Consider the following 23262-nt stretch of genomic DNA (forward strand, 5'->3'; position numbering starts at 1 on the left):
ATCAGCTCCGGTAATCGCCGTTGATGGCGACATATTCCTTGGTGAGATCGCAGGTCCAAACGGTCGCCGTACCCGATCCCAGACCGAGATCGACGCGCACCGGAATGTCCTGGCCCTTCATCACGTTCGAGGCGGCATCTTCCGAATAACCGGCATCACGCTCGCCGTTGACGGCAACACGCACGTCGCCGAACCAGATCGCCAGCTTGTCGCGATCGGCGGCTTCGCCGGCCTTGCCAACGGCCATGACGATACGGCCCCAATTGGCATCCTCGCCGGCAGCCGCGGTCTTCACCAGCGGCGAATTGGCGATCGACAGCGCGATCGTCTTGGCGGCAGCGTCGCTTTCGGCACCGGTCACGGTGATCTCCAGCATTTTTGTAGCGCCTTCGCCATCACGCGCCACCTGAATGGCCAGATCCTTCAGAAGCGCGTTCAGCGCATCACGGAAAGAAGCAAGCGCCGGATCCTTGGCATCGACGATCTGCTTCTGGCCATCCTTGGCGGCCGCGCCTGTTGCGAACACCATCAGCGTATCGGACGTGGATGTGTCGCTGTCGACGGTCATCGAATTGAAGCTCGGCTCGACACCGGCAGAAAGCAGGCTCTGCAGCACCGGCGCGGTAATATCGGCATCGGTCACAACGAAGGAGAGCATGGTCGCCATATCGGGCGCGATCATACCGGCACCCTTGGCGATGCCGTTGATCGTCACCGTCACACCACCGATCTCGGCGGTGCGGGTCGCGACCTTCGGATAGGTGTCGGTAGTCATGATCGCCTTGGCCGCTTCCAGCCAGAAATCACCGGTCGCGGTCTTGTGCATGTCGCCCAGAACGCCGGAAAACTTGGTGGCATCGAGCGGCTCGCCGATCACGCCGGTCGAGGCGAGATAGACCTCGTTCTCACCGCAGCCCACCGCTTCGGATGCGGACTTGGCCGTCAGCTCGGTCGCAGCCTTGCCCTTGATGCCGGTAAAGGCATTGGCATTGCCGGAATTGACCACCACCGTACGGGCAACACCGTGCGACAGGTTGGTGCGGCAGAAATCCACTGGTGCCGACGGGCACTTGGACTTGGTGAATACGCCCGCCACCGCTGCCGGCTCATCGAACACCATCATCAGCACATCGGTACGGTTTTTGTACTTGATGCCGGCGGCAGCCGTTGCCATGCGCACACCGCGCAGCGACGGCATGTCTGGATAGGATTTCGGAGCGAGCGGAGAAATGGTGGCGGACATGGTCAAAACCCTGGATCTTGAAATACCGGACATGGAAAGGCCCGCGTGAGCGGGCCTCTTTAGAAAAGCAGATTACTGCTGCTGCTGTTCCTTGGTGGCGTCTTCGTAAGCCTTCTTCAGCGCTTCGTCGGTGATTTCCACCTTCTGCTCTGCCTTGGCCTTTTCGAGAAGTGCCGAATACTTTTCCTGCATCACCAGCTGGCGAACCTGCGGCTCGACCTGCTCGAATGCCGGCGGAGCGGCTTCGCGCTTGTCTTCGACCTTGATGACGTGGAAGCCGAACTGCGACTTAACCGGGGTCTTGGTGTAGGCGCCCTTTTCGAGCGTGAAAGCGGATTCTTCGAATTCCGGAACCATGCGGCCCTTGGTGAAGTAACCGAGGTCACCACCGTCGGACTTGCTGGAATCTTCCGACTTGGCCTTTGCCAGTTCGATGAAGTCCTTGCCTTCGTCGAGCTGCTTGATGATGTCCTTGGCCTCTTCCTCGGTCTTTACGAGGATGTGACGGGCATGCACTTCTTCTTCCTTGGGAAGCGAAGCGATTTCCTTCTCATAACGAGCCTTCACTTCTTCGTCCTTGACGGCATCGAAGACGGACTTGCGCAGATAGGCATTGTGCAGCTCGCGTTCCTGCAGGAAGGCAAGACGCTTCTTGAAGTCGTCAGTGTTCTGCAGGCCTTCAGCGGTCGCGTTCTTGGCAAGCAGCTTGACGTCGATGACCTGCGACAGGGCAGCAGCCTGCTTCTGCTCGTCAGGGAGCTGCTGGTACTGCGGGCCGAGGCTGGAGGCAGCCATTTCCAGATCGGACTTGTGGATCTCGACACCATCGACCTTGGCAACGACTGCGTCGTCCTGTGCGAAGACCGTGGAAGAGAAGGAGATCGCAGCGATCAGAGCGGTGGCTGCAAGAAGCTTATGGCGCAACATATAGAAACCTTTCGGGTTAGGCACCGGTATCTGCATGCGTGATCCCGGCTGGAATCCTTCAAAAACACCGGATTGTGGCCATTCTGTATCGGCCGGAACCGTTGACATCATTCGGCCCCCCTCTTATCTGTCACGCAACTTCGCGTCCAGAAGAGTTTCAGGCGCAGCGGAGCAATTTGTTGGGTTGAAAGACCTTGCAATCGAACGGTCCGCAACCATGGGACATGATTGAGAAAGGACCATTCGGATGGTCAGCTTCGGCGGCATCGCCCGCAAACTGTTCGGCTCGGCTAATGATCGCCGCGTCCGCTCCTATAGTTCCCGCATTCAGGCAATCGCTGCCCTCGAAGAGAAGACCAAGGCGCTGACAGACGAGCAACTGTCCGCCAAAACGGTCGAATTCCGGCAGATGCTGGCCGACGGCAAGACGCTCGACGATATCCTCGCCCCGGCATTTGCCGTGCTGCGCGAGGCCTCGCTCCGCGTTCTCGGCATGCGTCCCTTCGACGTGCAGCTCACCGGCGGCATGATTCTTCACGACGGCGACATCGCCGAAATGAAGACCGGCGAAGGCAAGACCCTTGTAGGCACCCTGCCCGTCTACCTCAACGCATTGTCCGGCAAGGGCGTGCATGTGGTAACGGTCAACGACTACCTCGCCAGCCGCGACGCCGCCACCATGGCCCGCCTTTACAGCTTCCTCGGCCTTTCCACCGGCGTCATCGTCCACGGTCTGGACGACGAACAGCGCCGCGAGGCCTATGCCTGCGACATCACCTACGCGACCAATAACGAACTCGGCTTCGATTATCTTCGCGACAACATGAAGTTCGAGCGCGGCCAGATGGTCCAGCGCGGCCACAACTTTGCGATCGTCGACGAAGTCGACTCGATCCTGGTCGACGAAGCCCGTACGCCGCTGATCATTTCCGGCCCGCTGGATGACCGTTCCGATCTTTACAACACGATCGACGCCTTCATCCCGATGCTGTCGGCCGAAGACTACGAGATCGACGAAAAGCAGCGCTCTGCCAACTTCTCTGAAGACGGCACCGAAAAGCTGGAAAACCTGCTGCGTCAGGCCGGCCTTCTGAAGGGCGAATCGCTCTACGACGTCGAGAACGTCGCGATCGTTCACCACATCAACAACGCGCTGAAGGCCCACAAGCTGTTCAGCCGCGACAAGGACTACATCGTCCGCAACGGCGAAATCGTCATCATCGACGAATTCACCGGCCGCATGATGCCGGGCCGCCGCTTTTCCGAAGGCCAGCATCAGGCGCTGGAAGCCAAGGAAAAGGTGCAGATCCAGCCGGAGAACCAGACACTCTCCTCGATCACCTTCCAGAACTATTTCCGCATGTATGAAAAGCTTGCCGGCATGACCGGTACGGCCTCGACGGAAGCGGAAGAATTCGGCAACATCTACAATCTCGAAGTTGTCGAAGTACCGACCAACCTGCCGATCCAGCGTATCGACGAGGACGACGAAGTCTATCGTACCGGCGAGGAAAAGTTCACCGCGATCATCAAGGAGATCCAGGATGCGCACAAGCGCAACCAGCCGGTTCTCGTTGGCACGACCTCGATCGAAAAATCCGAACTGCTGGCCACCATGCTGCGCAATGACGGCTTTGAAAACTTCCAGGTCCTGAACGCCCGTTATCACGAGCAGGAAGCCTATATCGTGTCGCAGGCCGGCGTGCCGGGCGCCGTCACGATCGCCACCAACATGGCCGGTCGTGGTACCGACATCCAGCTCGGCGGCAATGTCGACATGCGTCTCGAGCGCGAGCTTGAAGGCATCGAGGACGAAGCCGAGCGCAAGTCCATCGAAGCGACGGTTCGTGCCGAGATCAAGGTACTCAAGGCCAAGGCTCTGGAAGCCGGCGGCCTTTACGTCATCGCTTCGGAACGTCACGAAAGCCGCCGTATCGACAACCAGCTGCGCGGCCGTTCCGGCCGTCAGGGCGATCCGGGCCGCTCGAAATTCTACCTTTCGCTTCAGGACGACCTGATGCGCATCTTCGGCTCCGACCGCATGGACGGCATGCTGCAGAAGCTGGGCCTCAAGGAAGGCGAAGCCATCGTCCATCCGTGGATCAACAAGGCTCTGGAACGCGCCCAGAAGAAGGTCGAAGCCCGCAACTTCGACATCCGTAAAAACCTTCTGAAATACGACGACGTCACCAACGACCAGCGCAAGGTCATCTTCGAACAGCGCCTGGAAGTCATGGACGCCGAAGACCTGACCGAAATCGTCGACGACATGCGTCAGGACGTCATCGACGCACTGGTCGGCAAGCATATCCCCGAGCGCGCCTATGCCGAACAGTGGGATGCCGCCGGTCTTCAGGCCGAAGTCGCCCGCCTGCTCAACCTCGAACTTCCGATCGTCGAATGGGCGCAGGAAGAAGGTATCGGCGAGGAGGACCTGCGCGAACGCATCACCGAGGCCGCGGAAAAGGCCAATGCGGAACGCACCGAACGTTTTGGCGCGGAAATCATGACCTATGTCCAGCGTTCCGTGACGCTGCAGACACTCGACCACCTCTGGCGCGAGCATATCGTCAACCTCGACCACCTGCGCTCCGTCGTCGGTTTCCGTGGTTACGCCCAGCGCGATCCGCTGCAGGAATACAAGGCCGAAGCCTTTGAGCTTTTCCAGGCCCTGCTTGCCAACCTGCGCGAAGCAGTCACGGCACAGATGATGCGCGTTGAACTGGTTCAGAACCCCGAGCCTCCGCAGCCGCCGGAAGTGTCTGGCGAGCACCATATCGACGCCTCGACCGGTTGGGACGAAGTGGCGAACCGCGATGGCCAGGACTTTATTGCGGCCCCGCAGGACCGCCGTCCGGAAGATCCCTCCACCTGGGGCAAGATCGGGCGCAACGAAAATTGCCCCTGTGGTTCGGGCAAGAAATACAAGCATTGCCACGGCGCTTTCGAAAGCGCCTGATCTGCCAATGATCAGAATAAAAATGCCGCCTCCGGGCGGCATTTTTTGTTGCCACAAGCCTGTTGAAGGCGTCCTCAGTATATAACAGACATTACTAATGGAAACAGTTTCTTAACGCTGTTCTGACACTCTAGGCGACTGTGTATCTGCGTCATTGCGAGTATTGCGTGTCCCTGGTGACGGTCATCCAGTTTGCGGAGCGTCAGCTTCCGCATCCCCTGCGTCGGCGGACCGCCCCGGTCCTGCTTCGGCTGCAATCAATGCTGACCGCAGAGAATGACACCGCGCGCGCCCAGCGCATGGCCCTGATCGCCTTCGTCATTCGTGTCGTCAGCGCCGGCATTGCATTCGTCTCCCAGATCATCCAGGCGCGCCTTATGGGCGAGTTCGAATACGGCATATTCGCTTTCGTCTGGGTGCTGGTCGTGGTGTTCGGCAATCTTTCCTGCCTCGGCATGCACACCGCCGTCATCCGCTTCCTGCCGGTGCATCGCTCGGAAAACGACCACAGCCTCGTGCGCGGCCTCAACTGGACGGTGCGCGTCTTCGCCATGGTCTCGGCAAGCATCCTTGCTGCCATCGGCCTTGCCGTCCTGCATTTTGCCGGCGAAAAGATCACCGACTACTGGCTGGTGCCGCTGTTCCTCGGCCTCTTCACGCTGCCCATGATTGCGCTCGGCGACGTGCTGGACGGCACGGCACGCGCCAACGGATGGACGGTGACGGCACTGTCGCCAACCTACATCATCCGCCCTGTCCTCATCCTCGCCTTCATGCTGCTGGCCGTGTGGATCGGCGAACCGCGCACTGCCGTGACCGCTATGACGGCGGCGCTGGCGGCCACCTATGTGACGACAATGACGCAGTTCATCCGCGTAACCTGGCGCCTGCGCAGGAGCTATGGCCGTGGCGCACTGCGCTTCAGCGTGCTGCCATGGATGAAGTTTTCGCTGCCGGTTTTTCTCGTCGATGGCATCGGCTTTCTGCTCACCAATTCGGACGTCGTCGTCGTCGGTCTCTATATGCCGCCGGATCAGGTCGGTGTGTATTACGCGGCCGCCAAGACTATCGCGCTGGTGCAGTTCGTCTATTTCTCCGTGAAGGCAGCCGCCGCTCCGCGCTTTTCCGCCATCATGGCGGCAGGGGATCATGATGCGCTTGCCGGTTTTGCCGGACAGGCAGCCCGCTGGACCTTCTGGCCGGCACTGGGTGTGGGGCTCGGCGTGCTGGCGCTTGGTGAATTCCTGCTGTCGCTGTTCGGTTCGGCCTTCACCTCCGGTTACATCCTGATGGTCATCCTGTTTGCCGGCATCCTGACAAAGGCATCGATCGGCCCGGGCGAAGTGCTTCTTAGCATGGCCGGCCGGCAAAAACTCTGCGTCGCGCTCTATTCCGTGACGCTTGCTGCCAACATCAGCCTGAACGTGATCCTGATACCGCATTTCGGCCTGATTGGTGCCGCATCGGCAACGGCGGGCGCGATGGTGGTGGAAACGATACTCCTGCATATCGCCGTACGCCGTGTTCTCGGCATCGTGCTGTTTGCATTCGCCGATCCGCGGCCCGCACATAAAATTGCGAAAGCGAAACCATGACCTTGCCTCCGATCAGCAACGACGTTTACCAGCCTGCGCCGGACGCACGGGAACTCGCACGCATGGAGCGCCCCAATGCCGAGATCACCGTCGATGTCGGCCGGTCCGGGCGCCATATGTCGATCTATCCGGCAGCCCTCGGCTACGATCTGCAGGAGGAACTGGACTTTCTCTCCAACCGCGTGATGGAGCCGAACATTTTTTTCTCCGGCCGCCTGCTGGCGCCGGCAATGCCGCGCGTGGAAGACCGCGATGTGCGTCTGGCCCTGATCCGCGACGATCGTGATGGCCGCAGCCGCATGCGTCTGCTGCTGCCCTACTCGGTGGAAAAGCCCGGTTTCTCGATGGGGCCGCCGATCATCCGTGTCTGGGCCAACCCGTTCGGCCCGCTGGGCACGCCTCTGGTGGATGCAGAAGACGCTGCCGAGACCATCGACAATCTCCTTGAGGCGCTCGGCTCCCGCCAGGCAAAGCTGCCTTCCGTTCTGGTCCTGCCGGATCTGCGCCTTGACGGCCGGTTTGCGCAATTGCTGCGCGCCGTGGCGATCAGCCGCGAATTGCCGGTCACCGTGACCGGCCAGTATCAGCGCCCGATGCTGGAAAGCCTGCTCGATGGCGATGCCTATCTGAAAAAGGCGATGACATCCGCTCACCTGCGTGACATGCGCCGCCAATGGCGGCTGCTCGAAAAGGAAGGCAGCCTTTCCTACAATGTTGCGCGTCAGCCATCCGAAATCCGCAAGCGCACGGAAGAGTTTCTGGCGCTGGAAGCCAAGGGCTGGAAGGGTCGCAAGCGCAGCGCCCTGATCAGTGATCGCTACCGTGCTGCCTTTGCCCGCGAAGCGATCAGCAATCTTGCCGAAGCCGACGCCGTGCGTATCCACACGATCGATTTCGAAGGCCGTGCCATTGCAAGCCTCGTCGTCTTCGTCATGGCCGGCGAAGCTTACACCTGGAAGACGGCCTATGATGAGAATTACAGCCGCTTCTCACCGGGCAAGCTTTTGATGATGAAGCTGACCGACTGGCATCTCGATGACGCCAACATCATGCGCACCGACAGCTGCGCCGTGCCCGATCACCCGATCATGAGCCGTTTCTGGGAAGAACGCGAGAATATGGGTACGGTTCTGATCGGCCTGCGTTCAAACGTGGACCGCGACATGCGCCAGGCGGCGAGCCAGCTGCATTTCTATCGCAACACCCGCAACGTCGCCCGCATGCTGCGCCAGAAGATCATGGCCATGGCCGGCCGTCACGGTTGAGAAAACCGACGATGCGGCGACGTAAACCGTACATCCCCTCTATGCTGAACAGAAAAAAGCCCACGGCCGAAACCATGGGCTTTTTCGGGAGGTAACTGTTTAGCGCTTTGCGGAAGCATTCAGCAGCTTGCAAAGTGATACAAGCGAAGCGTCATAACCACCACCGCCGCCGAGAACACTCCGGCAGGTGATCAGCAGCTTCTTGCGCTCGGCTTCCGACATGCGGTTATAGGCCTGAAGGGCAGCAGAAGGGCTCCTCACACCGGTATTGTTTCGACCGGGATTCGTGCCGGTTCCCGGACCTGTCACACCAGGCGTCACGCCGCCCGGATTTGGGCCACCGGGAGTCGTTCCCGGGCGACCACCACCGATGCTAACGCCGACATTGGCGTTCGTACCACCAACCGATGCGTTGACATTGGCGTTGACACCGCGGCCACCGCCGATGGCGGCACCGACACCCGCATTGATGCCGCCACTGCCGCCGATCGAGGCGGTCGTGCTGGCATCGATACCGTCGCGACCGAGGGCCGCACCAACGCCGGCACTCAGACCACTTGATCCGCCGACATTTGCACCGACACCGGCATTGACACCATTGCTGGTTCCGACGCCGACACCGGCATTAACGCCGCTGGCACCGCCGGCAGAGACGCCGACACCAAGACCACCGCCGCCAAGGCCTACGCCGGCATTGACGCCGCCGATCGATGCACCGACACCGAGACCGCCATTGCTGCTGCCAACACTCACACCACCAAGGCCGCCCAGTCCAAGCCCGCCACCGCCATTACCGCTGCCGCCACCGCCGAGACCACCAAGAGACTGTGCGAAGGCGCCAGAGGCAACCGGAAACACGAGGCATACAGAAAGAACCAGAAGTTTACTCGACTTGCGCATGTCATTCTCCTCTCAATACCCTCAGCTTCTGCGAGGTTGTGAGGGTAATAGAGCATGTCTTTGACTTGCTGTTTTAGCTTTACATAATTCAACCAAAGCAAGAATTAATTGTTGCAACGCACCTAATCAATCTGTTTCAGATTGGCACAAAAATCGCTGTTTTCGATAGTTTCCATGCCGCTTTCGATCTTCGGTGGCACACCAACAGATGCGCCGCCACCTGCGATGGCAACAACCAGATAACGCTATCGAGAAGGATGACGTCGGAAAAGGCACCACGCTCGGCACAAGGCTTCAGGCGGCAGCCACCATGCCGAGGCCCCCCAGCCACAGGGTCTTGTAGGACAGGGCCGACGGTATCGACCACGGTTCAACGCGCCGGCAGGAAAGAGACGCCAGTCGTGCACCCGTCAGCAGACTTGCGCCGGCACTGGTTCCGGTTGATCCGGAAACCGCCAGAACATCCCGCCCGGTCAATGCCGCCAGCAGCTGCAGATAAACCGCGTTATCGGCAAAAGGTCCTTCGACAATCGTGTCTCCACCCGCACCGAGCAAACCAAGGCAGGCATCCGTCATCAATGCGGCATAGATTGTTGCAAGCGCATGGGCCTCTGCCGCAGTTTGAGGAGCCTCCCCCACCCATTCATGCTGCCGGTCTGGAAAAGGCCCCGAGCCATGCATGAGACCGGGTAACAGCATCCGGCCCGCAGAGAGCATGTTCGCGACAGATACGCCAACCTCCTCGGAACCCGGTTGCGGCCAGTCCGACGTCAGCATTTCGAATTCACGCCCGCCCATGAACCGGGAAGACGGAACTGCGCGGCCATGCGCATCGACATTGGCAAGCGTATCGCGCGCGGGATCCAGCCCGGCGAGGTTTCCGCCGACAGCAAAGCTCACCACCCAGGTTCCGGTCGAAACGACGGAGAACGGACTCTGCCGACCCACCAGATGCGGAAGCAGTGATGCATTGGAGTCGTGAATACCGCAGAAAACGGGGACCGGCCTGGCCAGACCCATTCGCTCGGCAATCCGAGGCACGACATGTCCCAGCATATCGAATGCAGAGCGAACCGGCGCCATCAGTTGCCGCAGGCCAAGTGCATCGACAAGCGTGGAATATTCGCCCCTGCCCGGTCGCCACAGATCCGTGTGGCAGCCAAGCGACGTGGCTTCGTTGGCGGCAATGCCCGTCAACCGAAAGGCCCAGTATTGCGGATAGGTCAGGATGGTGGCAACGCGCGAAAACTCAGCGGCAAAACATTCCTTCTGGTAATGCAGCTGCGCACCGAGATTGAGCCCATTGGCAAGCGGTGGCGAGGCGGTTTCCGCAAAAGCCGGACGAAGCGCCGAATAAGCATGCCGAACATGCTGCGGATAGGCATGCTCGTAATCCAGCACCGGCAGAGCCAAATGCCCCTCGGTGTCGAGCAACGCCGCACATGCACCGTGCGTGGTGATGGAAATCGCATCATAACCCGGTTCGATCGCAAAACGCGCAAGCGCATCGAGCGCGAACGACCAGATACCTTCCACATCGTAATGTGGGTATGGCGGCCCGGTGAGGACGCGGTTGGGCATCTTTAGAGTCGCAACTTCGCCACCCGAGGCGACATCGACCACCACGACCTTGGCATTGGTCTTGCCGATATCCAGCACGGCGATGCGTCGAAAATCACTCCCCCCCAAATCACTCATGGCAGATGAAACACCGTGACGAGATCACTCTGAACCGGCGAGTTGTCGGGATTGCTCTCCATGATATCGGCCATATGCGCCCACCAGCGTTTCATCACCGGATGTTCCGGCAGGCTTTCCATTGTGTGATCGACCGGGCGGGAAAGCACGCCGAACAGGATGCCGGTTTCACGGTCGAGATGGATGGAATAATCGCGCACGCCGGCCTCGCGCAAAAGCGCCTCTAGTTCCGGCCAGATTTCGTCATGACGCTTGCGATATTCCGCTTCCATGCCCGGATGAAGCTTCATCTTGAATGCGTGTTTTTCCAAAATCATCTGGTTCTCATATGCTTGATGCGTCGGGCCACGATGGGCAGCGCGATCGTGATGATCAAAAGAAGGCCGACAAAGATCGACATGACGATGCCGGGCACATTCAAAAGGCCAAGGCCGAAAGTCACGAGGCCCATGACGAAGGCGGCGATGACGACCCCGGCAATCGTGCCGGCCCCTCCGAGAATGGAGATGCCGCCAAGAACCACCATGGTGACGATCTCGAGCTCCCAGCCTTGCGCGATCGACGGGCGCGTGGAGCCGAGCCGCGAGGTGAGGCAGACGGCTGCAATGCCGGACATCAGGCCGGTCAGCAGGAAAAGCTTGAACTTGATGCGCTCCACCGGAATGCCGGAAAAGCGCGCCGCAAATTCATTATTGCCGATAACAAAGATTTGCCGACCGAAATTGGTCGCATGCAGAACCACGCCGAAGATGATGGCAAGCACGATGAACAGCACGAATTCGAACGAAAACACCCAGACGACATAACCCTGTCCGAAGAAGGCGAAGTCTGCCGGATACTTGCCATAGGCCTGATCGCCCAGCACGATATACGAAATACCGCGAAACAGGCTCATCGTGCCGATGGTGACGACGATGGATGGCAGTTTCAGCACCGAAACCAGCGTGCCGTTGATGGCACCGCAGGCAAGCCCGACACCAATGCCGATGGCGACCAATCCCGGCGTGCCGATGCCCATCTGCGCCGCCGCCCCCATGGCGGTGGATGCAAGCGCGATCATGGCAGCGACGGAAAGATCGATTTCACCGGCAATGACCAGCATGGCCATGGCAAAGGCGATCATCGCCTTTTCGGTGAAGTTGAATGTAGCGTCCGACAGATTCCAGGCATTGAGGAAATAAGGCGAGGCAAACGAGTTGGCGATGAAGATCACCACCGCCACGCCGAACAACAACACTTCCCAACTGCCGAGCAGGCGGCTGAACGGCGTGCCAAGGCGATCGGGAATGGCCAGGCGCGTTCTGGTTTCGGTGACGTCGCTCATGCGGAAACCTCCTTGGCGCCACGATCGCGCAGGATGATGCGCCCGGCCCGGCGTTCCGCGCGGGCGTTGAAGACGACGGCGAGCACGATGACGATGCCGGAAATCGCCATCTGCGCAAACGGCGATATACCGATGACGGGAAGCGCATTCTTGATGACACCGAGGAACAGCGCGCCGAGCACGGCACCGGCCACCGAGCCAATACCGCCGGCAATGGAAATGCCGCCAATGACGCTGGCAGCCACCGTATCGAGCTCGAAACCGGCCGCGACATCGACATAGGCGACGGCATAACGCGACACCCAGAGATAACCGGCAAGGCCCGACAACGCGCCGGACAACACAAAGGCGAAAAACCGCGTTTTGCCGATATCGATACCGGCATAAACGGCCGCCGTCGGGTTACCACCGGAAGCGTAAGCCGAACGGCCGAACGCCGTGCGGGTCAGCAGCCCCCACATCAAAAGCACGATGACGATGGCGATCCATGACAGGAGCGGCATGCCGAGCACGGAGACACGTGGAAAATTGAGGAAACCCGGGGTCATCTGGTGCGAATTGACCCAGGCGCCGCCGGAGAGGACGAAGGCCATGCCGCGATAAATGGTGAGCGTGCCAAGCGTCACGACGATCGGCGGGATCTGCAAGGCCCAGACGAGATAACCGTTGATGGCGCCGAGCGCCGCACCGATGCCGATCGCAAGCACGACCAGCAGCGCCAGCGGCAGGCCGGGATAGGCGGCATCCAGCATCGCGACCGCCATGCCGGTAAAGGCAAGATTGGCGGCAACGGAAAGATCGATCGATTTCGTCAGGATCACCGTCATCTGGCCAAGCGCCAGAATGATCAGGATCGAGGTGTCGTTGAATATATTGGCGAGGTTGGCGGGTGTGGCGAAACCGGGAGCCCGGGTGGCAAACCCCGCCACCATGATTGCGATGATGCCGACCAGAAGAAGTTCGCGATGTTTCAGAAGTCTTTTCATTGGCGCTTCCTCACGCATTGCCGGTGGCAGCGCGCACCAAAGTCTCGGCGCTGAGCTGTGAACGATCAAAAATGCCCGCAGACAGGCCTTCGCGCATGACCAGAACCCGGTCGGACATGCCGAGAATTTCCGGCAGTTCCGACGAGACCATGATGATCGACAGGCCTTCCGAAGCAAGTTCGCTGATAAAACCGTGGACGGCCGCCTTGGAGCCGATATCGATGCCCTTGGTGGGTTCATCGAGAATGATAACCTTGGGCAGCGTCGCCAGCCATTTGCCGATCACCACCTTCTGCTGGTTGCCGCCCGACAGCGTGCCAACCGGCACGGAAAGGGCGGCGGCGCGCAGATCCAGCCGTTCGGCATATTTGCGGGCCAAGGCCAGTTCGTTGGCGGCTTTCAGAAAACCGGAACGGGAGGTACGGGCAAGCGACGGCAGCGACATGTTCTGGAAGATCGGCATGGGCAGCGCCAAACCATGACGACCACGCTCTTCCGGCACATAGACGATGCCGGCGGCAATCGCATCGCGTGGTGAGCGGATGGTCAGTTCCTGATCTTCGAGCACCAGCCGGCCGGAAGATGGGCGTGATACGCCGAACAACGCCTGACAAAGCTCCGAACGGCCTGCGCCGATCAGGCCGTAAACGCCGAGAATTTCACCGCGCTTCAGCGCGAAAGAGATGTCGCGATATTCGGTCGGGTGGCAGTAGTTTTCAACCGCCAGCACCGTCTGGCCGATCGACACCTCGACCTTGGGAAAGATGTTGGACACATCGCGCCCGACCATCATGCGCACGATCGTATCCTGTGGCGTCTCGGCCAGACGCCCGCTGCCAACGGCGCGGCCATCGCGAAACACCACGAAATTTTCGGCGATCTCATAAACCTCGTCGAACTTGTGGCTGATGAACAGGATCGCCTTGCCCTGTTTCTTCAATCCTTCGACGATACGAAAGAGATCATCGATTTCCTTGCGGGAAAGCGCTGCCGTCGGCTCGTCCATGATGACGATGCGCGCTTCGACCGACAGCGCGCGGGCAATGGCGACCAGATGCCGCTGCGCAATCGACAGGTCTTTCAGGCGGATGGTGGGATCAATCTCGCTTTCCAGCGCCCGCAGCAATTCACTGGCGCGGGCGCTCATAACCTTCCAGTCGATCAGCCCGAAACGGGTGCGCGGCGCATGGCCGAGAAAGATGTTTTCGGAAACCGTCAGCTCGTCGAACAGCACGGTTTCCTGATGAATGGCAGTGACACCCGCATCGATCGCATCCTGCGCACTGGCAAAGGTGACCGGCTGACCATCGATAACAATCTCGCCTTCGCTGGGGCGATAGATACCGGTGAGGATTTTCACGAGTGTCGACTTGCCGGCGCCGTTTTCACCGATCAGTGCCGTCACCTCACCGGGATAAAGTGCAATGCTGACACCATCGAGTGCTTTGACACCCGGAAAGATCTGGGAAATGCCGCGCATTTCGAGGATGGGTGCGCCACGGGCGGGCAGCGCCTCAACTTCATTGATCTGGTCGGGCATTTCATCGGGCATGGGTGCGGCTACATTCATTTTGTTCACCTGAAGATCCCCCCGCAGGGTGAGCTTTCGATTTTGGCAAAAGGCCCCTCCCCACAAGGGGGAAGGTTATCGCATACGGAAGAAAGTCCCCCTCTGGCCTGCCGGCCATCTCCCCCACAAGGGGGGAGAAAACCAGCCGCAAACGCCTACCTCGATTGAGTTTCAGCGGATCGGCTTGGTTAAGCCCCTCCCCTTGTGGGGAGGGGTTTGGGGCGGGGTCTTTTCCAGTTGCGATACCCCTGCCCTTGTGGTGGGGTCCGCCGGACGCCGGCAGGCCTGAGGGGGACTTTGCAATCGGACGACGTTCCGTCAGATCAGAAAATCTTCGAGAACTCGTCGATATTCTTGGCGTCGTAGATGAACGGATCGGCCATGGCGGCCTCGCCCTTGTCATCGATCTTGATCTTGCCCATGCGGCCAGCCGTGATCTCGGATCCGGGCTTGCCGTCGGCATCACCCTTGACCAGGTGATAGGAGATCTGCGTGGCGGAGTAACCGAGATCAATCGGGTTCCAGATGGCAAATTCCTTGGTAGCACCCGACTTGATAGCGCCCGCCATTTCGGACGGAAGGCCGAGACCGGTGACAAAAACCTGACCGATCTTGCCGGCATCCTTCACCGCCTGCGACGCGGCCAGCACACCAACCGTGGTCGGTGCAACGATGACCTTGACGTTTGGCTGCGAGGTCAAAAGGCCCTGGGCTTCGCGATAGGACTTGTCGGCAAGGTCGTCACCATAAACGGTGGTGACGAGGTTGAGCCCGGCAAAATCCTTCAGCTGCTTTTTCATCTGGTCAATCCAGATGTTCTGGTTGGTCGAAGTGGTGGTGGCGGAAAGAATGGCGAAATCGCCCTTGCCGCCTTCAAGATGGCTGGCGGCCAGCTGCAGGCACATCTTGCCGATCAGCTCGTTGGAAGACGGGTTGAGCTGCAGGATGCGGCCTTCCGGTGCAACGCCGCTATCCCAGGAGATCACCTTGATGCCACGCTGCGCCGCTTTCTTGAGCGCCGGCACGACCGCATCCGGATCGTTGGCGGAAATGGCGATGGCATCGACGCCTTGCGCGATCAGCGAGTTGATGACTTCGATCTGGCCTTCCGCCGTGGTCGAGGTCGGGCCGGTATAGATGATCTCGACACCGCCGAGCTCCTTGGCGGCTTCCTGCGCGCCCTTGTTGGCGGCTTCGAAGAAGCCGTTGCCGAGCGATTTCACCACAAGGGCGATCTTGATGTCGGCGGCGGAAGCCGCAGACGACATCATCACGACGGCCAATGCCGCACCCAATGCCAGTTTTTTAGAAAGTTTCATGTCAATTCTCCTCCCAAAGATTGATCTAAAGTCCGTCCCCCCGCCGGCGCGTCATGCAACCGACGTGGTATCCTCCTCATCTGCCTGAGCGGCATAACCCGCCCCCGCAATGATCAGTCGCACGCCGGCATCCTCCACCATGCGCATCGATTCCTCACTGATACCGTCATCTGTGATGATGGCGGTCACCCGCTCCAGCGGACACAGGATCATGCTCGATCGCCGCTGGAATTTCGACGAGTCGACCATGACGATCAGCTCTTCCGCCTGTTGCATCAGCTTCTGTTCGCTCTGGATCACCAGCGCATCCGGCTCCATGATACCGAGCGGACCAATGCCCTGCGCGCCAATAAAGATGCGACGGGCGTAAAAATTGCGGATCGCATCATTGTCGAACGGCGACAGTATCAGGCTCTGCTCGCGATAGATCGTGCCGCCCGGCACCGTCACATTGTTCTTGGAATGCTTGACCAGATGTTCGGCGATCGCAAACGAATTGGTCATCACCTGCATGCGGCGCAAGGCCATGTAATGCACCATCTGGAAGGTCGTCGTGCCTCCATTGATGATGATCGAGTCGCCTTCTTCACAAAGCTCGACAGCCTGGCGCGCAATTGAGCGCTTTTTATCGATATTGACCGATTCCGACACACGAAACGAGCGTGCAGCCAGCTGGCCGATCTGCGGTGGGTGCATCGCTTCCGCCCCGCCACGCACACGGCGCAACTTACCCTGCACATGCAGGGACGCGATATCGCGCCGGATCGTCGCCTCGGACGCATCCGTCAAATCGGCAATATCCTGCACCGTGATCACAGGCTTTTCCTGTATCGCGCTTAAGATGATGCGATGGCGTTCGCGTTCGTGCATGAGGTCCTCCTGATGCCAACTATTGTCAGTTTCTTAAACTTGTCAATCATCATCGATCATCAAAATTCCTATTGCGACGCAACATGATTGATTATGATCGTTTACGATTGACAAGCCCTGAGTGAGTGCGCGATACCCTCTCGCATGGCCGGCGCAGGAGGACCAGCGTCGGTGGAAGATATCAGGCAGATAACGTCAGGGAGGACGACTATGCCGGGCCAAACCCGCCTTCTCGATAACCGCTGGGATGATGCTTATGCCGCAAAGCTCGATGAGCCGGGCAAGCTGCTTTACCGTTCCAACCTTTTGGGCAGTGACAAGCGCATCACCAATTATGGCGGCGGCAATACCTCCGCAAAGGTTATGGAAACCGATCCGCTGACCGGTGAAAAGGTCAAGGTCATGTGGGTGAAGGGCTCCGGCGGCGATGTCGGCACCATCAAGCTCGACGGTTTTTCCACCCTCTACATGGACAAGCTGGAAGCGCTGAAAGGCATCTACAAGGGTGTCGAGGACGAAGACCGCATGGTCGGTTTCCTCCCGCATTGCACGTTCAACCTCAACCCGCGCGCCGCCTCCATCGACACGCCGCTACACGGTTTCGTGCCCTTCGCCCATGTCGATCACATGCATCCGGATGCGATCATCGCGATTGCCGCCTCGAAGAATTCGAAGGAACTGACCCAAAAGATTTTCGGCAGCGACATCGGCTGGCTGCCCTGGCGCCGCCCCGGTTTCCAACTCGGCCTCGATCTCGAATCCTTCGTGAAGGCCAACCCGACCGCCAAGGGCGTGGTGCTGGAAAGCCATGGCCTGTTCACCTGGGCCGATGACGCCAAGGATTGCTATCTGCTGACGCTCGAGATCATCAACAAAGCGATCGAGTGGTTTGCACAAGAGACCGAAGGCAAGACCATCTTTGGCGGCGCCGTCACCAAAAGCCTAGGGACAGAAGAGCGCCGCGCCATTGCAGCAAAACTGATGCCGGAAATCCGTGGCCGCATCGGCAAGGCGGAGCGCAAGCTTGGCCATTTCGATGATCAGGATGCGGTGCTGGAATTCGTCAACTCGAAGAACCTGGCGCCGCTGGGTAGCCTCGGCACCTCCTGCCCCGACCATTTTCTGCGCACCAAGATCCGCCCGCTGATCGTCGATTTCGATCCGGCCAATCCGGATGCCGATGCGGTGATCGCCGGCCTCGACAAGGCGCTGGAAGATTACCGCGCCGATTACACGCGCTATTACGAGACCTGCAAACACGACAATTCGCCAAAGATTCGCGATCCCAACCCGGTCATCTTCCTCGTACCCGGCGTCGGCATGCTGTCTTTCGCCAAGGACAAGGCAACCGCCCGCATTGCCGGTGAGTTCTACGTCAACGCCATCAACGTCATGCGCGGGGCTTCCACCGTTTCCGAATATCAGGGCCTGCCCGAGCAGGAAGCCTTCGATATCGAATACTGGCTGCTGGAAGAGGCAAAGCTGCAGCGCATGCCGAAGCCAAAAAGCCTTGCCGGACAGGTAGCCTTCGTCACCGGCGGTGCCGGCGGCATCGGCCGCGCCACTGCGGCGCGGCTTGTCGGTGAAGGCGCCTGCGTGGTGCTCGCCGATATCGACCAGACCGCGCTCAACGAAGCCCATGCCGATTTCGCCAAGCGTTTTGGCGCAGACGCCGTGCGCGGCGTGCAGCTGGATGTGACCGCCGAAGACGCCGTCGCCAAGGCCTTCACGGAAGCAACCGTCGAATTCGGCGGTATCGATATCCTCGTCTCCAATGCGGGCATCGCCTCTTCCGCTCCGGTGGAAGACACCACGCTCGCCATGTGGAACAAGAATATCGACATTCTGGCCACCGGTTATTTCCTCGTGTCGCGTGAAGCATTCCGGCTTTTCCGCCGCCAGAAGCTGGGTGGCAACGTCGTCTTCGTCGCCTCGAAGAACGGCCTTGCCTCATCTCCGAATGCTTCGGCCTATTGCACGGCCAAGGCCGCCGAAATCCACCTCGCCCGTTGCCTTGCGCTGGAAGGGGCCGACGCCGGCATCCGCGTCAACACGGTCAACCCGGATGCGGTCCTGCGCGGCTCCAAGATCTGGAGCGGCGAGTGGCGCGAACAGCGGGCCACCTCCTCCAAGATCGACGTGAACGAGCTTGAGGAACATTACCGCAAGCGTTCGATGCTGAAACTCAACGTCTTCCCCGAGGATATTGCCGAAGCGATCTATTTCCTCGCCTCGGACTTGTCCGCCAAATCGACTGGCAACATCATCAATGTCGATGCCGGCAACGCCCAGAGTTTTACACGCTGACATTGTCTTCTCCCCGCCGGGGAGAAGATGCCCGCCAGGGCAGATGAGGGGGAGGAGCGAAGCGACGCCTTGAGCCAAAGCGAAAAGGCAAACGCACCGCAAGCCCCCTCATCCGACCCTCTGGGCCACCTTCTCCCCGTTGGGGAGAAGATAGAAAAGAGCCAAGGGAGGATTTTTCAATGACAACACTCAAGATCGCCGCCGACACCGTCGACAAGGACAATGAAGCGCGCCTCGCAGCCCTGAAATTCGATTATGCGGCGCTCGGCGACAACCTGTCCCGCCGCAACATCGATATCGAAGCCATCACCCAAAAGGTTGCGGAATTTTTCGTGGCCGTCCCCTCCTGGGGGGTGGGCACCGGCGGCACGCGTTTTGCGCGCTTCCCCGGCAAGGGCGAACCGCGCGGCATTTTCGACAAGCTGGACGACTGCGCCGTCATCAACCAGCTGACCCGCGCCACGCCGACCGTCTCTCTGCACATCCCATGGGACAAGACGGACCCGAAGGATCTCAACGCCAAGGGCGAGGAACTCGGTCTCGGCTTCGACGCCATGAACTCCAACACCTTCTCCGACGCACCGGGCCAAAAACATTCCTACAAATACGGCTCGCTCAGCCACACCGATGCCGCCACCCGCGCGCAGGCTGTCGAACACAACATCGAATGTATCGAGATCGGCAATGCGATCGGCTCCAAGGCACTGACGGTCTGGATCGGCGACGGCTCCAACTTTCCCGGCCAGAGCAATTTCACCCGCCAGTTCGAGCGCTACCTCTCTTCGATGGCGGATATCTACAAGGCGCTGCCGGATGACTGGCGGCTGTTTTCCGAACACAAGATGTACGAGCCGGCCTTCTATTCGACCGTCGTGCAGGACTGGGGCAGCAACCTCCTGATCGCGCAGACGCTCGGCGAAAAGGCATTCTGCCTCGTCGACCTCGGCCACCATGCCCCCAACACCAATATCGAGATGATCGTCGCCCGCCTCATCCAGTTCAAGAAACTCGGCGGTTTCCACTTCAACGATTCGAAATACGGCGACGACGATCTCGATGCCGGTTCGATCGAACCCTATCGCCTGTTCCTCGTCTTCAACGAACTGGTGGATGCCGAAAACCGCGGCGTAAAGGGTTTTCATCCGGCCCACATGATCGACCAGTCGCACAATGTCACCGACCCGATCGAAAGCCTGATCTCCAGCGCCAACGAGATCCGCCGCGCCTATGCGCAGGCGCTGATCGTCGACCGCGCGGCACTCGACGGTTACCAGCAGGACAATGACGCATTGATGGCCACCGACACGCTGAAACGTGCCTACCGAACCGACGTGGAGCCGATCCTCGCCGAAGCCCGCCGTCGCACCGGCGGCGCGATCGACCCGATCGCCGCATACCGCGCAAGCGGCTATCGTGCAAAAGTGTCGAAAGAGCGCCCAGCCGTTGTTGGCGGCAGCGGCGGCATCATCTGACGGTTTCTGCCAGAACGAAACAGAAAAGCGGTGCGTGACCAACGCGCCGCTTTCCGCGTTTATCAATGCCCGATCACAGATCAATACAAGCCATTGACTTCCCTTCCAGACAATGAGAACATAATGGCAACAAAAAGGAAAATGAAGTCATGGCGAACGCGGAAAAATACATCATCCTGCCCTACAGGAAAAATCGCGGGAACCTGGTTGTCGGCGAAATGCGGCAGGCTTCCAATCCGGTATCGGCAGAAAAAATCGCGGGCGCGATGGCCGATCGTTTTATCGGCGTTGCAGCCTATGCCGTGATGGTCGATGACGAAACCGGTGACATGACCGCACCTCGACTGCTCGCACAATTCGGCGAGATCGGCGACCTTGCCGCCTGATAGTGGCTGCTTGCATCGTCGGCCTGAAAACTGAGAAGCTGCTAAAAAATTATCGTTGAGCAGCAACGGCACGCGATTGCACGCTCCCTGACGGGTTCAATCGGCCATATCTCAAGGATGTTGTGGTGCCCCGTGCCGGCGTCAGAGCACCAGTCTATAGGCAATGATTTCAATGGGTTATAATGCCATCCACGCCGAGCGGTGTAGCAGCTCGCTGTAGCAGTTTCAAGATGGCCAAATCGTCAATCTAATGATCATGCATAGGGCGTGTCATCTGGTGGGTGGCGCGATTGCAATCCGCAGGCCCGACTCTCTATAATTGTGTGTGCTGCGAGTCGCGGTTTCCCAGCGGGATAGAGCAATGGCTGACGAATTATGGAATCTCAGAGCGGTAGTTACGCAGCCTGAAGAAGATTTCGGCAAGGCCCTAGCCCATGTGCTTTCTCCTTCGCGCCCTCTTCAATCGGAAGAGTTTCTCAGAGGCCGTGAAGAGCAGTTGGATGGCATCAGAAAGGCGCTCTATGCCCCGGGTCGTCACGTCTTTATCCATGGCTTCAGAGGAGTTGGAAAGTCTTCTTTGGCTCAGACAGCCGCTTACTCTCTCTCGTCAGCCAGTTGCGATCCGGTCATTTTGGGATGCGACAACAGCAACAGCTTTAGCAGCATTATCAAGGACCTCTTTGAGGAAGTCATAAGCCGAAGCCCGTTGATCGAAAAGACAATCAGGGAGGGAGGCGGTGGCATAAATCTGGGCTGGCTCACTGGTGCTGCAAAGGTCTCTACCCAAGAGGGAAGGGCACCTGAGCCGAGTACAATCAACGAGGCTGTCCGTCTCGTTGCCTTCTTATGCGAGCGATATAGTGACAAGCTAGTCGTTGTGATCGATGAGTTCGATCAAATCAAAGACAAGGTTGAGCAAGAACACTTCGCCAACTTCATCAAGCAACTTTCAGACAAACGAGTGCCTGCCCGTTTCATTTTCTGTGGGATTGGAGAGACGGTCGAAGCGATCATGTCCGCTCATGCCAGCGCCGACCGCTATTTCCACACTGTGAGCCTTGAAAGGCTGGGCTGGGATGGTCGTATAGAGATCGTGGTCGCGGCTGCATCGAGTCTGGGAATTGAGATCGACGACACCACCGCTTATCGCATAGCCAAAATATCTGACGGCTTCCCGCACTATGTTCACCTGATTTCCGAAAAGCTATTCTGGCAAGTCTTTGAGGCTCAGAATGGGGGTATGGTTACGGGCGAGCTTTTTGAAGCGGCAATGGCGAAGGCAAGTGACGCAATGGAGATGAAGCTCAAAGCGCCATTCGATTTGGCGACGCGGAAATACAGCAACGACAATCAGTATATCTTGTATGCCGTTGCGGACGGCCACGAGCTTCAGCGACGCAGTACGGACATCTTCGCCTCATACATTCGCATCACGGCAGCTCTTAATTTAGAGGCGCTCGACCGCAGTAAGTTCAATACCCGAATGAACAGCCTCAAGAAAACTGGAGCCGGGGAAATCCTCTCAGCCAATCGAACGGGTTGGTATGAGTTCACGGAGAAGGTCATTCGAGGGTACGTACGCCTTAGAGCTGAACAGGCCAGTGTCCAGCTAGAAGTCGATCATCCCATGGCGCGACGGAGATTGGGATGGCAGGGTAGCAAAGGTTGAAAACACATAATCACCCCGTGCCAAACGGACGCGTGATTATTCCGCCCGAAGCGCCCTAAAGACGCTCGAACGGCTGATGCCCAGTTCCACAACTATTTGCTCGGCGGTCTTCCCCTCGGCCTTCAGCCGCTTCACGTCGTCGGCTTTTCGCTGAGCTGTTGGGGCACGGCCTTTGTACTTGCCGTCAGCTTTTGCCCTCGCAATGCCCTCCCGCTGCCGTTCTAGCATGATGTCGCGCTCGAACTCTGCGATGGAACCGAGCAGGCTGAGCATGAGCTTGCCGGTAGGTGTCGAGGTGTCGATATTGAGGTTGAGGATTTTGAGCGTGACGCCTTTAGTCTCCAGCGTGTCCTTGATCCTCACTAGGTCGGTCATGGAGCGCGCCAATCGGTCCAGCTTGGTGACGATGAATACATCACCTTCACGGGCATAGTCCAAAGCGCGGGTCAGCTCTGGGCGCTCTGTATCGACCGAGGAGAGCTGCTCTTTGAACACCTTCTCACAGCCTGCTGCCGCTAGATCGCGAAGCTGAGCATCGAGACCATAGGTCTGGTCGAGGGTCGAGGTGCGGGCATAACCAATGATGGTGGTAGGCATTTGAAACGGCTCCGATAGTGTCACAGAAGTTTAAGGGCTTCTGACACTTACGGTTCCAAAAGTCAAATACCACTTGTATGGGACTCTTTTAGGCTCTTTTCGGAGAAGCCACATCGGCGTGGTCTATTGATACTCTTATGCTTTTCGATCTGGGGATAAGCGGCGACCCATCTGG

Annotated in this window: 18 protein-coding genes; 7 read left to right on the forward strand and 11 right to left on the reverse strand. The window is 59.0% G+C overall.

Going from position 1 to position 23262, the window contains the following annotated elements; genetic code table 11:
• Position 1: 1 nt before the first annotated feature.
• Together argJ and AAIH70_RS19100 are read right to left on the reverse strand one after the other, a co-directional pair.
• Positions 2-1243, reverse strand: coding sequence for a bifunctional glutamate N-acetyltransferase/amino-acid acetyltransferase ArgJ (argJ, locus tag AAIH70_RS19095; protein WP_132276928.1), 1242 nt, complete (start codon positions 1241-1243; stop codon positions 2-4).
• Between the two features lie 72 nt (positions 1244-1315).
• Positions 1316-2206, reverse strand: a complete 891-nt coding sequence (locus AAIH70_RS19100; RefSeq protein WP_430035155.1) for a peptidylprolyl isomerase — start codon at positions 2204-2206, stop codon at positions 1316-1318.
• Positions 2207-2417: 211 nt separating this feature from the next.
• Here AAIH70_RS19100 and secA point away from each other — a divergent pair, with 211 nt between their 5' ends.
• From secA to AAIH70_RS19115, 3 genes are all read left to right on the forward strand, one after another.
• Entirely contained in the window at positions 2418-5129 is a 2712-nt protein-coding gene (secA, locus tag AAIH70_RS19105) for a preprotein translocase subunit SecA (protein WP_132276930.1), read from the forward strand.
• A 176-nt stretch (positions 5130-5305) separates the two neighbouring features.
• On the forward strand, positions 5306-6724 hold the full coding sequence (locus AAIH70_RS19110) for a lipopolysaccharide biosynthesis protein (RefSeq protein ID WP_132277586.1): 1419 nt from the start codon (positions 5306-5308) through the stop codon (positions 6722-6724).
• Positions 6721-7989: a GNAT family N-acetyltransferase gene (locus AAIH70_RS19115; RefSeq protein WP_132276932.1), complete on the forward strand. Its 1269-nt coding sequence runs from the start codon at positions 6721-6723 to the stop codon at positions 7987-7989. The genes AAIH70_RS19110 and AAIH70_RS19115 overlap by 4 nt, the downstream gene beginning before the upstream one ends.
• Positions 7990-8088: 99 nt before the next feature.
• Here AAIH70_RS19115 and AAIH70_RS19120 read toward each other — a convergent pair whose 3' ends face one another.
• The 8 genes from AAIH70_RS19120 to AAIH70_RS19155 form a co-directional block, all read right to left on the reverse strand.
• A complete protein-coding gene (locus AAIH70_RS19120) occupies positions 8089-8889 on the reverse strand; it encodes a hypothetical protein (protein WP_132276934.1) in 801 nt (266 codons plus the stop codon).
• Positions 8890-9183: 294 nt separating this feature from the next.
• Entirely contained in the window at positions 9184-10578 is a 1395-nt protein-coding gene (locus AAIH70_RS19125; RefSeq protein WP_207908282.1) for an FGGY-family carbohydrate kinase, read from the reverse strand.
• A gap of 5 nt (positions 10579-10583) precedes the next feature.
• Positions 10584-10904 (reverse strand): L-rhamnose mutarotase, encoded by a 321-nt coding sequence (rhaM, locus tag AAIH70_RS19130; RefSeq protein WP_132276938.1) that lies wholly within the window; start codon positions 10902-10904, stop codon positions 10584-10586.
• A complete protein-coding gene (locus AAIH70_RS19135) occupies positions 10901-11911 on the reverse strand; it encodes an ABC transporter permease (RefSeq protein ID WP_132276940.1) in 1011 nt (336 codons plus the stop codon). The genes rhaM and AAIH70_RS19135 overlap by 4 nt, the downstream gene beginning before the upstream one ends.
• Positions 11908-12897, reverse strand: coding sequence for an ABC transporter permease (locus tag AAIH70_RS19140; RefSeq protein WP_132276942.1), 990 nt, complete (start codon positions 12895-12897; stop codon positions 11908-11910). The genes AAIH70_RS19135 and AAIH70_RS19140 overlap by 4 nt, the downstream gene beginning before the upstream one ends.
• A 10-nt stretch (positions 12898-12907) precedes the next feature.
• Positions 12908-14437: a sugar ABC transporter ATP-binding protein gene (locus AAIH70_RS19145; RefSeq protein ID WP_132277588.1), complete on the reverse strand. Its 1530-nt coding sequence runs from the start codon at positions 14435-14437 to the stop codon at positions 12908-12910.
• Between the two features lie 353 nt (positions 14438-14790).
• Positions 14791-15786: a rhamnose ABC transporter substrate-binding protein gene (rhaS, locus tag AAIH70_RS19150; RefSeq protein ID WP_132276944.1), complete on the reverse strand. Its 996-nt coding sequence runs from the start codon at positions 15784-15786 to the stop codon at positions 14791-14793.
• Positions 15787-15837: 51 nt separating this feature from the next.
• Entirely contained in the window at positions 15838-16656 is an 819-nt protein-coding gene (locus AAIH70_RS19155; protein WP_132276946.1) for a DeoR/GlpR family DNA-binding transcription regulator, read from the reverse strand.
• Positions 16657-16866: 210 nt separating this feature from the next.
• Between AAIH70_RS19155 and AAIH70_RS19160 the strand changes: the two genes are divergently transcribed.
• From AAIH70_RS19160 to AAIH70_RS19175, 4 genes are all read left to right on the forward strand, one after another.
• Positions 16867-18963, forward strand: a complete 2097-nt coding sequence (locus tag AAIH70_RS19160) for a bifunctional rhamnulose-1-phosphate aldolase/short-chain dehydrogenase (RefSeq protein ID WP_132276948.1) — start codon at positions 16867-16869, stop codon at positions 18961-18963.
• Between the two features lie 179 nt (positions 18964-19142).
• The gene (gene rhaI / locus AAIH70_RS19165) at positions 19143-20435 is read left to right on the forward strand and encodes an L-rhamnose catabolism isomerase (RefSeq protein WP_132276950.1); all 1293 of its coding nucleotides are present in this window, start codon (positions 19143-19145) and stop codon (positions 20433-20435) included.
• A gap of 149 nt (positions 20436-20584) precedes the next feature.
• Complete coding sequence (locus tag AAIH70_RS19170) at positions 20585-20821, forward strand: hypothetical protein (protein ID WP_132276952.1); 237 nt, start codon at positions 20585-20587, stop codon at positions 20819-20821.
• Between the two features lie 361 nt (positions 20822-21182).
• Positions 21183-22490, forward strand: a complete 1308-nt coding sequence (locus AAIH70_RS19175) for an ATP-binding protein (RefSeq protein WP_132276954.1) — start codon at positions 21183-21185, stop codon at positions 22488-22490.
• Positions 22491-22526: 36 nt separating this feature from the next.
• Here AAIH70_RS19175 and AAIH70_RS19180 read toward each other — a convergent pair whose 3' ends face one another.
• Complete coding sequence (locus tag AAIH70_RS19180) at positions 22527-23087, reverse strand: recombinase family protein (RefSeq protein ID WP_132276956.1); 561 nt, start codon at positions 23085-23087, stop codon at positions 22527-22529.
• Positions 23088-23262 lie beyond the last annotated feature (175 nt).

This window comes from Neorhizobium sp. BT27B (genome assembly GCF_050455485.1).
Classification (GTDB): domain Bacteria; phylum Pseudomonadota; class Alphaproteobacteria; order Rhizobiales; family Rhizobiaceae; genus Neorhizobium.

Coding starts and splice junctions, on each gene's coding strand:
- AAIH70_RS19155 (WP_132276946.1), bottom strand. CDS start 16,656: ATGCACGAACGCGAACGCCATCGCATCATCTTAAGCGCGATACAGGAA.
- AAIH70_RS19135 (WP_132276940.1), bottom strand. CDS start 11,911: ATGAGCGACGTCACCGAAACCAGAACGCGCCTGGCCATTCCCGATCGC.
- AAIH70_RS19175 (WP_132276954.1), top strand. CDS start 21,183: ATGGCTGACGAATTATGGAATCTCAGAGCGGTAGTTACGCAGCCTGAA.
- AAIH70_RS19120 (WP_132276934.1), bottom strand. CDS start 8,889: ATGCGCAAGTCGAGTAAACTTCTGGTTCTTTCTGTATGCCTCGTGTTT.
- rhaS (WP_132276944.1), bottom strand. CDS start 15,786: ATGAAACTTTCTAAAAAACTGGCATTGGGTGCGGCATTGGCCGTCGTG.
- argJ (WP_132276928.1), bottom strand. CDS start 1,243: ATGTCCGCCACCATTTCTCCGCTCGCTCCGAAATCCTATCCAGACATG.
- AAIH70_RS19180 (WP_132276956.1), bottom strand. CDS start 23,087: ATGCCTACCACCATCATTGGTTATGCCCGCACCTCGACCCTCGACCAG.
- AAIH70_RS19170 (WP_132276952.1), top strand. CDS start 20,585: ATGGCGAACGCGGAAAAATACATCATCCTGCCCTACAGGAAAAATCGC.
- rhaM (WP_132276938.1), bottom strand. CDS start 10,904: ATGATTTTGGAAAAACACGCATTCAAGATGAAGCTTCATCCGGGCATG.
- AAIH70_RS19100 (WP_430035155.1), bottom strand. CDS start 2,206: ATGCAGATACCGGTGCCTAACCCGAAAGGTTTCTATATGTTGCGCCAT.
- AAIH70_RS19160 (WP_132276948.1), top strand. CDS start 16,867: ATGCCGGGCCAAACCCGCCTTCTCGATAACCGCTGGGATGATGCTTAT.
- AAIH70_RS19145 (WP_132277588.1), bottom strand. CDS start 14,437: ATGCCCGACCAGATCAATGAAGTTGAGGCGCTGCCCGCCCGTGGCGCA.
- AAIH70_RS19140 (WP_132276942.1), bottom strand. CDS start 12,897: ATGAAAAGACTTCTGAAACATCGCGAACTTCTTCTGGTCGGCATCATC.
- AAIH70_RS19115 (WP_132276932.1), top strand. CDS start 6,721: ATGACCTTGCCTCCGATCAGCAACGACGTTTACCAGCCTGCGCCGGAC.
- secA (WP_132276930.1), top strand. CDS start 2,418: ATGGTCAGCTTCGGCGGCATCGCCCGCAAACTGTTCGGCTCGGCTAAT.
- rhaI (WP_132276950.1), top strand. CDS start 19,143: ATGACAACACTCAAGATCGCCGCCGACACCGTCGACAAGGACAATGAA.